This is a genomic window from Phormidium sp. FACHB-1136 (genome assembly GCF_014697375.1).
Taxonomy (GTDB): Bacteria; Cyanobacteriota; Cyanobacteriia; order Phormidesmidales; family Phormidesmidaceae; genus Nodosilinea.
In genome coordinates this window covers 16,825-28,739 of sequence record NZ_JACJRS010000043.1, presented here as the reverse complement: position 1 = coordinate 28,739, position 11,915 = coordinate 16,825, and the positions used below count along the sequence as shown (strand labels likewise).

Below are 11,915 nucleotides of genomic sequence, written 5' to 3'. Positions count from 1 at the left end.
CGCAGGGGCGAAACCTCCTCACCCCTCAGGTTTGTCGGCCTGGGAATCGGAGTCTTCTGGCTCGGAGTTGGCATGAAAGGATGCACCGAGCCCACCCTGGGACTACGTTGCCGATTCGTTTTGGCAGTTATAGTCATTCCGACTAACTTTGAGACAATTCAGGATCTGCTGGGCTAGGGCTGTAGACGCTTAAGCGGTCTCGTTCTGATCAAAAACGCCTATAACTAGGAACCTGAGAGCCGTTAAAGTGCCTGAAGGTCTAGCTGAGGGCATCAATGCCTTGGCGGGCGTAGTGGATGCGTAGCTTTAGCCCTAGGGTGATTTGCTTCATCAGCCAATACAGTACGGTCAAAATCACAACGGTGACGATGACGACGGCCAGGGGTCGCTTAGAGGTGAGAATATTCAGGGTATCGGTGAGGACATCGAGAGGCCCGGTCACCAAGTCCCAGCTATTGAACCGGATGAAGCGGCCTAGGTAAATGCCAATGGCGGAGAGGGCGTGCATCGTGAGTTCCATGGGCAAAATGAAGGCTTTGGCCCCTTGTTGTTTTAGGTAGTAGGCCACGTTGAGGATGGAAATCACGTAGGCTTCAAACCCTAGAACAATCGCCGTGATGTGGATGGGTACAAAGACAAGGGCAATCACCCAGGTCGGGCTAGCGCCAGTGCGAGTGCCGCGAATGAGGTGGATGATGTCGGTGAGGACGTAGGGGGCATTGGGCAAAAAGGCGATGAACACCACTACCCCCAGCCACCACAGCCAAGGACGGCGCGTATCCCTCGGACTTAGCCCCCACTGCCACAGCCCTATCACCAGCAGCAGCACTACCGCTAGCCAACTCAATCGCAGGAGAGCACTGATGTCTCCTATCAGGGCATTGCCGAGGGTTTGGCCCCAGGTTCGTAGCACATTGGGCACCCTAGTCCAAAGCCCGATGACCCCGATGGCGGTCACAACTCCTATCAATAGCTGAAACCAACGGCGGGGAAGGGCACGGGGGCGAAACAGCCAAAAGCTGAGCAGCAACGGTACAAAGGCGAGGAACAAATTCCACAAAATCCAGCCGCTGTAGACATTGTCGAAGGCGGTGGCAATGGCGGCGAGTCGTGATCCCATCCGATGCTTTCCTCCCAGGAGCGTAGACCTATTGACAACCGATCAGGGACCTAAGGGTTGACGATCCTACCCTAGGCTAGGATTTCCCCAGACGGGGACGGCCTAGGCTCCACAAGCTGCCTAGGGCCAAAATGACCATTCCCCCCAGGGCCGTCATCCACAGGGCGGGCTGATCTGCGTGACGTTGAGCGATGGCCCCCAGTGCCCAGATGAAGACCAGGGCAAAGGTGACATCCCGCCGCTGCCACAGCACCACCGCCCCCAACAGAATTGCGACGCCCATCATCACGATTGTCCACAGCAGGGGATTGAGGCCTAGGCCGCCCCAGTTGGCGGCGTAGAGGGTGGCGGCAATGTTGACGATGGTGGCGACAGCAATCCAGCCTAGATAGAGGCTGAAGGGAATGTGGGCCATCCATCGCCGCTGGCGGGAGGTTCGGGATCGGCCCATGGCGAGGGTGAGGTAGATCTGAATCAGCGATCCCAAAATGACCAGCATGGCCAGGATAGATGCCGCGAACCACTGGAAGGTAAACAGGAAAATCCAAACCACCTGGGCCACACAGGCGAGGATCAGCCATTGGTTGACCCGCTGAATTTTGGGGTCGGTGCGCCGCCCTGGATGAAATTGATAGACGGCGTAGGCGATTAACCCCAGGTAAATCACGCCCCAGATGATGAAAGCATAGTTAGCCGGGGTAATCAGCACTCCAGCGAGGACGGTGTTGGAAATTTCCCCCACGTTTTGCCCCCCTGGTGGGTACAGGTTGGAGAGGGTGTTGACGGCCAGGGTGGCGACAATGGCGACGATGGTGCCGATGGCCCAGCCAAGACCAGACTTTGGGGAGGAGGGGATGGCGTTCATAGGGGATGGGGAATAGGAACAGACCTGGGATGGAACGGTTAACCGGAGACGGCGGATCGCGGTGAATCTAGACGAGGATCGTCCTAGGGCTTGAGGACGACCAGGTTATCTCGGTGGATGACGGTATCGGCCCCAACGTAGCCCAAAATCTGGGGAATTTCGTCGGAATGTCGCCCCATAATCCGTTTTAGATCCTGATCGCCATAGTTGACGATGCCACGGGCAATTTCCTCTCCATCGGGGGTACAAAGCTGCACCGCATCCTGGGGTTGGAACTCCCCCGCCACCTGGGTAACCCCCGCCGCCAGCAGCGACTTGCCCCGGCCCAGAATGGCCTTGGCCGCGCCCTCATCCACATAAAGCCGTCCATTGGGGGGCAAACTGGCGGCAATCCAGCGCTTACGGCCTCGGTTGGGGCGGGGTTGGGCCACCACCTGAGTTCCCACGGCTTCGCCTTGCAGTACCCGCAGAATATTTCCCGGCTGCTTACCGTTCGTGATCACCGTGCGTACCCCCGACGTGGTGGCAATTTGGGCCGCCTCCAGTTTGGTCACCATGCCCCCCGTCCCCCAGGTCGTGCCTTGGCCCCCCGCCGCCCCCTTCAAGGCTTTTAGTGTATCGAGGTCTTCAATCAGGGAAATGGGCTGGGCATCAGGGTTAGACCGGGGGTCGGCGGAGTAGATCCGATCCACATCGGTGAGAATAAATAGCCAGTCAGCCCCAATCAGGCTGGCCACCAAGGCCGAGAGCGTATCATTATCGCCAAACTTCAGTTCCTCCACCGCCACCGTGTCGTTTTCGTTGACGATGGGAACCACCCCCAGGGCAAGCAACTGCCGAAAGGTGCGATAGCTGTTGACATAGCGGGAACGCTGGGCCAAATCGCTGCGAGTGAGCAACACCTGGGCAATGGGTTGGTTTAGGGCCGAAAACAGGTCGTCATAAATCCGCATCAGCCGCCCTTGGCCCACCGCCGCCACGGCCTGCTTCATGGCCAACGTCTTGGGGCGTTCGGCCATGGCCAACCGCCGACAGCCAATCCCCACCGCCCCCGAAGACACCAGCACCACCTGATGCCCCTGGCTCCGCAGCAGGCACAGGGTTTCCACCAAACTCGCCAAGGTAGACAGGGCAAATTGCCCCAGCCCCGGCCCCGCCAAGCTGGACGTGCCAATTTTGACCACCAGGGTTTGTGCCGCACTCACCGTCATAGATTCCTTTTGCTCATGATCCCTTTCGATACTACGCCCTCACCTATCCAGCTTGGTCTATCAGGCCGATTGCCCCTGAGAATGCCCTGAAGGATGCCCGTTGCCCTGGGAACAGGGCTTCCAATAAAATTTGGGTGCCAGTTACCGAGATAACCGACACCCAGAAGGAGTTTATTAAAGGGTTTATTGAACTTAAAGGTCTTTATTAGGTGTGACCTTTATTTATCTTTCTCAATTATCGCGCCACTTTTCGGGCCTAGGGGAATCCGTAATCTTTTCTTTATGTTTTCCTCCCTAACGTTTTCCCCGTCGTTATGAAGCATCTTGGTATTTCGTTACAAAAATATTTGAAGTCCAGCCGAAGGGCGGGTGCCACGAATTGGCCACGGGATTGAGATGCCACGGGCTTGGCTAGGAAACTTAGGCCGTCAGATAGGCTAGGACGGCGGTGGGATCTCTAGGGAAACGCCCACCAGCCTGAGCATCGCGATCTCCAGGGTGCGCAGACAGGAGTGGCGCGGGCGATCCTGATCTAGGGTCGGCATGGGATCCACCAAAATGGTGAAGAGCCCCAGGCGATTGCCCGCCAACACATCGGTGAGCAACCGATCTCCCACCATCGCCACCTGTTCCGGGGGGAGAGCCATGGCCTCCAGGGCTTGCTTGAGCTTGCGACGAGAGGGCTTACCCGCACTCGTGAGATAGGGCACCTCCAGGGGAGTGGCAATGCGCTTAATGCGGCTACTGTTGACGTTGTTGCTAACTAACCAAACGTCGCCCACTGCTTTGATACTGGCCATCCAGTCCGCCAGATCGGGGTCGCTTTCAGCCTGCCGCAGGGGCACCAGGGTATCGTCCACATCGAGGATCAACCCCTTAAGATTGTGGCGACGCATGAGATCGGGGGAGAGGTCAAACACACTGCCCCCCAGCACCAGGTTCGGTTCAAACAGGCTAGACCAGACCATCACCAAGCCCCACCATCAGGCTGAATCCCGCTAGTTGTTATTAAACGTTTCGCGAATGGTATTCTTGGCCGCTTCATGCTCCGCCAGGGTGCGGCTAAAGACATGGGTGCCATCGTAGCGGGCCACAAAGAAGAGATACTCGGTATCCTCAGGGTTGAGCACGGCCTCCAGGCTAGCCTGACCGGGGCTGGCAATGGGCGTGGGCGGCAAGCCGGGGTTGATGTAGGTGTTATAGGGCGAGGGGGTGCCTACCTGTGCCCAGGTCAACGGTTGCTCTGGGGTTTGGGTAATGCCGAGGCCGTATTCCACGGTGGGATCGGCCCCCAGGGGAATGTCTTGCTCCAGCCGATTGGTGAACACCCCGGCAATCGTACCCCGTTCTTCTTCCACCACGGATTCTTTTTCCACAATGCTGCTGAGGGTGACCCACTCTAGCAGAGAAAGATCGATGGCGCTGGGGTCGTAGAGGGGCAGAGCCAAGGTCTCAAACTGCTTAAGCATGATGTCCCGTACCTGGGTGGCGGTGATGCCCTCGGCGGGGAGTTGGTAGGTGTTGGGGAACAAAAAGCCCTCCAGGTGAGGAAGGCCGTCGGGGAGCCACGGAAACCGATCACGGGGAATTTCCTCGGTTACCGCTAGAAACTCCTCGGCGGAGAAGAAGCCTTCCTGCTCGAAGTATGCGGCCATTTGGCGCAGGTTCCAGCCTTCGGGAATGGTGAAGGATGTCTGCACCACCTGCCCCGTCCAAATGGTTTCAGCAATGTCGGTCATGGAACTGGTGGGGGCTAGGGCGTAGGTGCCCGCTTGGAAACCGCCCCCGTCGGTCTGCCGCACCTGCCAGCGAGACCACCACTTCCAGGCTAGGGCCGACCGAATTAAGCCCGCCGCCTCTAGGTCTTGGCCAATTTGCTGGCCCGATGTGCCGGGGGGAATTTGAATCTGGACAGTTTGATCGGCACCTTGCTCGGTGGCGTCCGTCACCACAGGGCTTGTGGCCCAACTCCACCAGGCCCACCCCTGCCAAGCCGCGATCCCCGCTGCCACGGGCACCACCAGCGCCAAAAAGCCCCACTTTGACCACTTTGAACCTTTCGTCATCGCCTTGGGATTACGTTGCTATACGTCATCAGTGCCCTGGGTAGCAATCACCCTGAGATCGAACCCATCCCCGATTATCTACTCATCATCTAAATCAAACAGCTTTTCTTCTAGGCTACCGCGAATGGCCTGAAACTCCTCTGGGGTGACGATATCCAGAGTGCCTGCGGCGGTGCGATAGGCAAAGATCAGCAGCGGCTCCACGGGGGTGCAGAGGGTGTATTCCTGGTCATCGTGGAAGCAGGTAGCCAAGATTTGAAACTCCTCCGTGATGGGCTCCCCGGTATCGTCCACCTCGTCCAGTTCTAGGGTGAGGCAGTTTTCCTCATCAACATCGGGCAGTTCTCCAGCGGCAGTGAGGGTGATAGCGGTGCGCTGAAGTAGCAGGTTTTGCTCGGCCAAGACCGCCTTGGCCGTGGGGAAGAGTTGATCAACATCCTCCTCCTCAATGTCCATCAGCACCTCTTCATCGTCCTCCTCCTGCCACACGAAGATTTCAATGGGGGCATCGAGGGGCAGCAGCAGCAAGTACTCACGGCCATTTAGGTCAAAGCGCTGCTCCACCTGACAGGGCAAAAAGCGGCCTGTGTCATCCGTGAGGACAACGGCTGAGTCGTCAAAGGATTGGGTCTCGTCCGCCATGGAGGCTACTCTACAGATTCTGGGTGGACAAATTGCAAAAAAACGAACAGGGAGCGTTAAAAAACAGTGTTATCAGGATATCCCATCCTGTTACGTCCGTTGCCGTTCATCTAGCCAGCGCTGCAAAATCAGCGCCGCCGCCTTGCGATCCACCAGTCCTTTGTCCTCCCGAACCGATCCCCCCTGGTTCCGAATCAGTTCCTCCGCCTCCAGGGAGGTAAATCGTTCGTCGATGTAAACCACCGGGAGGTTCAGAGCTTTGGAGAGGCCCGTGGCCATGCGCCGCACCTGTTTAGCCTGGGCACCCTCTTCCCCGGCTACAGTCAGAGGTAACCCGATCACCAATACCGCCACCTGTCGCTCCTGCACCAGTTCCGCCAGTTCCGCCACCACCTGATCAAAGGACTGGCGGTAGAGGGTTGTTAAGCCAGAGGCCATCAACCCCAACCGATCACAACCCGCCACACCGATGCGCTTGCGGCCAATGTCGAGGCCCAATGCCGAAATTTCCTGAGTCAAGCCAACGTTCCTCGCCCAACCACAATTGTTAACCTACATCTCCGAGGTTTCTGGGGGCTGGGGCCGAATGACCGGAGGCTCGGCACTGTCGGGGGAAGTCGTGGGATTGGGAGGCAGATCCGCAGCCCAGGTCATGCGTCCAGGAATAGGCTTCGCGGCGGGTTGCAACCCTGTGAGCACATCAGACAATTGCAGCCCTTCCAGGGAAATCGGCTTACTTTCCCGCACCTTGTGCCACACCGACCGCGACATCAAGAGGGTGTGGGATTCCGGAACGGCCTGCATCTGGGCCAGACATTCTTCCCGCTCCGGCTGGTAGTCCCGCGAGGTGAGATGCAGGGGCTGGGCCGGGAAGGGCTGCAAAATCTTCACCATCTGAATCATCAGCTCTGGATAGAGCCAGGTGTAGGCTGGGTGCACCGTGAGTTCGGCGGTGTGGGGCTGGCGGCCATCGCGGGAGATGGTGAGCTGAAACTGGCCAATGGCGGCCTTGCGCTGCTGCTCAAAGACGTAAGCGCTGACCGTTTCCAGGTTGTTTACCAGCCGATCTACGGTGGCGTTGGCAGTCCCAATCACCCCGCTTTTGAAGTCCTGGATTTGGTGATCAAACACCTGACGCACCAAGGGTGGCATGGAAGCCGTATTGAGCTGGTACAGCAGTTGGGCATCGGCATTGCTCACGGGCAGCAGATTCGGTAAATCGGGCTCCCGCTGGGCTAGGGTGGCAATGGCCTCCGGCATTAGCGACCAATAGGTGGTTTGGGCGAGGGGCTGAAAGCCGTTGAAGCGATAGAGGGAAAGGGCGGTCTTATGGTTGATATTGACCTCCAGCATCCAAGTACGTGCTTCCCACACCGCCTCAAAGCAGTGGCGCAGCAGGCGCGACCCCACATCCATATAGCCCGTTATCATGAGCTTAGCGGCCACGGCGCGGTTGACCACCACTCGTTCCACCTGCCAGGTACTACGGGTGCGGTTGAAGGAAGCCACCTGAATGAAGCCCACCAGGCAACCCTGACGCTCGGCCACAAAGGTGAGGGAGGATTGAGCAACTGGACTGGGCATCCAGCTTAAAAGCTTGAGGGGGGCATACCATCGGCGCTGATGATCCAGCCAGGACACTACCGAGGCCGAGGACAAGCTATCGTCTCCCGCATCCATGTCTTCGGGTTGCCACTGCATGAGATCGTCAAGATCGCGGTACTGCAATGGCCGCACCGTGAGCATTGGGCCAGTTGTCGTCATGCGGGCCATAACCAAGACCGTAGGAGACCAATTATTGAGCTTATCTTAGCCGTTTTTCCAAATTTTCACATGGCCCCGACCGCTCCCCGTTTCCAGGCTCCAGGGGAGGCTACGGACACACCGAATCTGGAGCGAAGTAGCTCGATTTCCCAAGGCGACCGTTTACAAAACTTATAATTTGAGGCACGATTTCATCATTGGTTGGTATTTAGTCAATCGCTCCACGGCCCACTTCCCCATTCTGCAAGCGGTATCTGAGATTCACCATGACACGCCTTTTGACGATTGAACGCTATTGCCTTTACGGACATTTGGTGGCCATGGCCTTTGGGCTGGCCGGATTACTCTGGGTCGTGCCTCACCCCGGCATCCTGGAATACCTACCCGCCGGACAAACGATGTTCCGCTGGAGTATGGCCGGGGGCGGCGTTGGCTACATTTTGCTGGGCACCGTGGCCATGGCGCTCTACGGCTATCGCACCCTGGGGCTGAAGGCGGTTTTGGCCTTCGCGGCGGCGGCCATTGGCGTCTCTTTATCTAGCGAACTATTGGGTACCAGCACGGGCTTTCCCTTCGGCCACTACAGCTACCTCAACGGCCTAGGCTACAAGATTGGCGGACTCGTACCCTTCACTATTCCCCTTTCCTGGTTTTACCTAGGGCTGTCCTCCTACCTTTTGGCCCGCAGTGGTTTGAAGGCCACTGGGTCTCAATCCGCCCAGGCCGAGTCGAGCTACGGCTGGCTGCGTTCTCTAGGGGCGATTTTCCTGGGTTCTGTGCTGCTCACCTCCTGGGATTTTGTCCTCGATCCAGCCATGAGTCAAACCGCACTGCCCTTCTGGTACTGGCATGAACCCGGTGCCTTTTTTGGGATGCCCTACCAAAACTTTGCGGGTTGGCTGGGTACCGGGGTGGTCTTTATCTCCGTTGGCTTGTCCCTCTGGCGGGTTTTGGGTGTGCGGTTAGAGCCGCCCAAGTCCGTAACAATTCCTCTGATTGTCTACATTGGCAACTTCACCTTTGCCATGGTGATGAGCCTCGCCGCTGGGTTCTATGTGCCCATCGCCATGGGGATGATCACCGGGCTGATTCCGGCCATTCTCTGCTGGCGCACCGCCAACCAAGGGGATATCGATGGGGATGCAGCCCTTGATCCGTCCATTACCCCGCCCGCTAATGCGGCCCTCAAGTAAGGTGCTAAACCTCCAATCTCAGTCCTAGGTTCCTAAGCCCTCCAAGTCCTATGGGAGTTTTGTCCGTTGTTCGATGCATTATTCTCCTTCCCTTGGCTGAGCGGTTTGGCCCTAGTGCTGCTGGCCTTGCAACTGCCCATGGTGCTGGTCTTGCTGTCGCGACTGGTGACTGGCCCTTTGCGTAGGCCACCCTTGGCTCCCCAATCCGCTACCCTCAAGGAGTTGGGAACGGTTTCGGTGGTCGTACCTACCTTAAATGAAGCCCATCGCCTTGCCCCCTGCCTGGAGGGACTGACTCGCCAAGGCTACGAACTGCGGGAGGTGCTGGTGGTGGATAGTCGTTCCACCGATGGCACCCAGGATGTGGTGACCACCTATCAACGCCAAGATCCACGGATACGGCTACTCACCGACGATCCGCTACCGTCGGGCTGGGTAGGACGGCCCTGGGCGCTCGATTACGGTTTTCGCCACAGTTCCCCCGCTAGCACCTGGGTCTTGGGCATTGATGCCGACACCCAACCCCAACCCGGCTTGATCGCTGCCTTGGTGCAGACCGTGGATCGGGAAGGCTACGATTTGGTGTCCCTCGCTCCCCGTTTCATTCTCAAAACCGCTGGGGAAATGTGGCTGCAACCCGCCCTGCTGATGACCCTAATTTATCGCTTTGGCCCCGCCGGAAATCGAGGTTCCCAGCCCCAGCGGGTGATGGCCAATGGGCAGTGCTTCATGGTGCGGCGATCCCTGCTGGAATCCCTCGATGGCTACAGTTCCGCCCGTGCCTCCTTCTGCGATGACGTGACCCTAGCCCGAAATGCCGCTGCCCAGGGGGCCAAGGTGGGCTTTTGGGACGGTAGCCGCTTGCTGAAGGTGCGGATGTACGAAGGAATCGCCGAAACCTGGCAAGAATGGGGTCGCTCCCTCGATCTCAAGGATGCCGCCACCCCGGAGCAAACCTGGTGGGATGTCGCTTTTCTGGCCCTAGTGCAAGGGCTTCCTTGGCTGCTGACACCTTTATTGATTGCGGTGAAGGAACTACCGATCACCGAATGGTCTTTGACTCTGCAACTGCTGTTAGCGATCAACACATCTCTACTCTTCATTCGCTTTGGGATGCAGGCTGCTGTTCTATCCGCCTATGACCTCAATGACGCCACCGGGAAATGGGCCTTTTGGCTGTCTCCCTTGGCCGATGTAGCGGCGGTCTATCGCATTGCCCTGTCGTCCTGGCAACGTCCTACTCAGTGGCGTGGACGGCAATACCCAGCCTCCGACTCACGTTCTACCTCACCCAATCACTCGGCCTAGCGACGATCTGGAGAGTCGTGTTCGTGATCTAAGCTAGCTCCACTCGGTAAAGGGCTGGCGGGCCAAGTTGGAGTTGCTATAGCGTAGATCATAGGTCACCTCTTCCCCAATCCAATCGGGCAGGGGCACGGGCTGATCAGGAGAAGCTAGTTCCACTTCGGCGACGATTAACCCTGCGTTGGCCCCAAAGAACTCATCCACCTCCCACACCACATCGCCCAGGGGAATGCGATAACGCTGCTTTTCAATCAGCGGCGGCTGGCAGAGGGTAGACAAAATTGTCTCGGCATCCTCTAGGGGAATCGGGTACTCAAATTCTGGGCGCACCATCCCCACTGATGGCCCCTTTAGGGTAAGATAGCCCTGTTCTCCCACCACCCGAACCCGGACGGTGCGGGCATCTTGGGTGGGAATATAGCCCTGGCGCAGTCGCTGGCCGGGGTCATCGGTACGCCAGTGATGGTTGACGACTAAAAATTTCCGCTCAATTTCCTGTCCCATGGATTTGCTCCACCGCGTTCACCCCCATTATGGAATGTGGGTAGCCGCCATTGAGCAGAGAAACCAGGCGATCTAACCGATCTCAGCAATTCTCATTTTGGCAAATTGGCCGTTCGCCCTGAGCCTGTCGAAGGGTGAAAAGGCTTCGATTGTTCGACAGGCTCACAGCTCAGCCTGAGCGGTATTTTATTCGCCAGCCTAGTCATACTGAGAATTGCTGAACCGATCTTTCCTGGATTGTCCTAGGTCATCAGTTGATTGTGGAGGTACAGAAACGCTTCCACGGCTCTGGCGTTGGGTTGGGCGGTCATGGCTCCGGGCTGGGTGGCGGTAAGCGCTCCGGCGGCACTGGCATACTGCACGGCGGATCGCAAGGGATCTTCATTTTCCAAGAGATCCATTCCTTGATGGGTCAGTTGGTGGAGAAATCCGGCGAGAAAGCTATCTCCCGCCCCAGTGCTGTCTTCGCAATCCACAATATAGGCTGGGACGTAGCCGCTGAGGGTGGCGGTGGCGTAGTGGCACCCTTTGGCCCCATCGGTCAGCAGTACCAATTTGGCCGATAGACGCGCTTGAACCGCCTCCACCTGATCGGTCTGAAACAGGGTATCTGCCTCCTCCCGGTTCAGCTTGAGAATATCTACCCCAGCTAAAAAGGTCTGGATTAGGGGAATCGCCTGCTCTGGTTGGGGCCAAAACATCGGTCGCCAATTGAGGTCAATCACGGTGATGACGCCGTTCTGCTTGGCCCAGGCCCAGGCGGTTCGCATACTCTGTCCCAGGCTTCCGTAGGCCAGCCCCAGGGTACCCATGACGAGGTATTGCGCGGATTCAAAGCTGGCGAAGTCAATCTGCTCAGCCTCTAGGTAGGCATCGGCAAAGCGGCTGGGGTCGGGCAGGCTGAACCCCACAAAGGTGCGTTCTCCCTGGGCATCTCGGTTCACCAGCACCACACGGGTCGGGTGGGCCGATGTCCATTGCAACGCGGCACAGTCCACCCCAGCTTCCTGCAAAGCCGCTTCCACCTGCTGCCCCTGGGGGTCGGTGCCCAGGCAGGCGACCAAGGCTGAGGGGGTGCCCAACTTAGCTAGGGCCACCGCCACATTCGCCGGAGCCCCGCCGGGGTGGTCGGCCCAAAAGGGAACCTCAGGACTTTGACCCTCGCGACGGTCAAAAATCCGGTCAATCAGCGCCTCGCCCAAGCAAACGACCTGTGGGGCCATGGTACAGGGTGGTAAAGGGTTG

At 58.0% G+C, this 11,915-nt stretch carries 12 protein-coding genes; 2 read left to right on the top strand and 10 right to left on the bottom strand.

What is annotated here, in order from left to right:
* Positions 1-259: 259 nt before the first annotated feature.
* The 8 genes from H6G62_RS14125 to H6G62_RS14090 form a co-directional block, all read right to left on the bottom strand.
* On the bottom strand, positions 260-1,120 hold the full coding sequence (locus H6G62_RS14125; RefSeq protein ID WP_190496196.1) for a DUF1361 domain-containing protein: 861 nt from the start codon (positions 1,118-1,120) through the stop codon (positions 260-262).
* A gap of 76 nt (positions 1,121-1,196) precedes the next feature.
* Positions 1,197-1,985 (bottom strand): tryptophan-rich sensory protein, encoded by a 789-nt coding sequence (locus tag H6G62_RS14120; RefSeq protein ID WP_190496194.1) that lies wholly within the window; start codon positions 1,983-1,985, stop codon positions 1,197-1,199.
* An 83-nt stretch (positions 1,986-2,068) separates the two neighbouring features.
* Complete coding sequence (gene proB / locus H6G62_RS14115) at positions 2,069-3,196, bottom strand: glutamate 5-kinase (RefSeq protein WP_190496192.1); 1,128 nt, start codon at positions 3,194-3,196, stop codon at positions 2,069-2,071.
* Between the two features lie 437 nt (positions 3,197-3,633).
* Positions 3,634-4,164: a YqeG family HAD IIIA-type phosphatase gene (locus H6G62_RS14110; RefSeq protein ID WP_190496191.1), complete on the bottom strand. Its 531-nt coding sequence runs from the start codon at positions 4,162-4,164 to the stop codon at positions 3,634-3,636.
* A gap of 30 nt (positions 4,165-4,194) precedes the next feature.
* Positions 4,195-5,262, bottom strand: a complete 1,068-nt coding sequence (gene mltG, locus H6G62_RS14105) for an endolytic transglycosylase MltG (RefSeq protein WP_190496188.1) — start codon at positions 5,260-5,262, stop codon at positions 4,195-4,197.
* Between the two features lie 78 nt (positions 5,263-5,340).
* Positions 5,341-5,904, bottom strand: a complete 564-nt coding sequence (locus tag H6G62_RS14100) for a DUF3727 domain-containing protein (RefSeq protein ID WP_190496186.1) — start codon at positions 5,902-5,904, stop codon at positions 5,341-5,343.
* 90 nt (positions 5,905-5,994) lie between these two features.
* Complete coding sequence (gene ruvX, locus H6G62_RS14095) at positions 5,995-6,423, bottom strand: Holliday junction resolvase RuvX (protein ID WP_190496184.1); 429 nt, start codon at positions 6,421-6,423, stop codon at positions 5,995-5,997.
* 33 nt (positions 6,424-6,456) lie between these two features.
* A complete protein-coding gene (locus tag H6G62_RS14090) occupies positions 6,457-7,668 on the bottom strand; it encodes a GNAT family N-acetyltransferase (RefSeq protein WP_190496182.1) in 1,212 nt (403 codons plus the stop codon).
* A gap of 266 nt (positions 7,669-7,934) precedes the next feature.
* Between H6G62_RS14090 and cruF the strand changes: the two genes are divergently transcribed.
* The gene (cruF, locus tag H6G62_RS14085; RefSeq protein ID WP_190496180.1) at positions 7,935-8,861 is read left to right on the top strand and encodes a gamma-carotene 1'-hydroxylase CruF; all 927 of its coding nucleotides are present in this window, start codon (positions 7,935-7,937) and stop codon (positions 8,859-8,861) included.
* A 66-nt stretch (positions 8,862-8,927) separates the two neighbouring features.
* Positions 8,928-10,169, top strand: coding sequence for a 2'-O-glycosyltransferase CruG (gene cruG / locus H6G62_RS14080; protein WP_242052013.1), 1,242 nt, complete (start codon positions 8,928-8,930; stop codon positions 10,167-10,169).
* A 33-nt stretch (positions 10,170-10,202) separates the two neighbouring features.
* On the opposite strand, the gene H6G62_RS14075 is transcribed toward cruG, so the two are convergent.
* Together H6G62_RS14075 and H6G62_RS14070 are read right to left on the bottom strand one after the other, a co-directional pair.
* Complete coding sequence (locus tag H6G62_RS14075) at positions 10,203-10,670, bottom strand: CYTH domain-containing protein (protein WP_190496178.1); 468 nt, start codon at positions 10,668-10,670, stop codon at positions 10,203-10,205.
* Positions 10,671-10,912: 242 nt separating this feature from the next.
* Positions 10,913-11,893 carry a carbohydrate kinase gene (locus H6G62_RS14070; protein ID WP_190496175.1) on the bottom strand — a complete coding sequence of 327 codons (981 nt, stop codon included), beginning with the start codon at positions 11,891-11,893 and terminating at the stop codon, positions 10,913-10,915.
* Positions 11,894-11,915: the final 22 nt, after the last annotated feature.

Coding starts and splice junctions, on each gene's coding strand:
- H6G62_RS14090 (WP_190496182.1), bottom strand. CDS start 7,668: ATGACGACAACTGGCCCAATGCTCACGGTGCGGCCATTGCAGTACCGC.
- H6G62_RS14110 (WP_190496191.1), bottom strand. CDS start 4,164: ATGGTCTGGTCTAGCCTGTTTGAACCGAACCTGGTGCTGGGGGGCAGT.
- H6G62_RS14120 (WP_190496194.1), bottom strand. CDS start 1,985: ATGAACGCCATCCCCTCCTCCCCAAAGTCTGGTCTTGGCTGGGCCATC.
- H6G62_RS14075 (WP_190496178.1), bottom strand. CDS start 10,670: ATGGGACAGGAAATTGAGCGGAAATTTTTAGTCGTCAACCATCACTGG.
- H6G62_RS14070 (WP_190496175.1), bottom strand. CDS start 11,893: ATGGCCCCACAGGTCGTTTGCTTGGGCGAGGCGCTGATTGACCGGATT.
- proB (WP_190496192.1), bottom strand. CDS start 3,196: ATGACGGTGAGTGCGGCACAAACCCTGGTGGTCAAAATTGGCACGTCC.
- cruF (WP_190496180.1), top strand. CDS start 7,935: ATGACACGCCTTTTGACGATTGAACGCTATTGCCTTTACGGACATTTG.
- mltG (WP_190496188.1), bottom strand. CDS start 5,262: ATGACGAAAGGTTCAAAGTGGTCAAAGTGGGGCTTTTTGGCGCTGGTG.
- H6G62_RS14100 (WP_190496186.1), bottom strand. CDS start 5,904: ATGGCGGACGAGACCCAATCCTTTGACGACTCAGCCGTTGTCCTCACG.
- H6G62_RS14125 (WP_190496196.1), bottom strand. CDS start 1,120: ATGGGATCACGACTCGCCGCCATTGCCACCGCCTTCGACAATGTCTAC.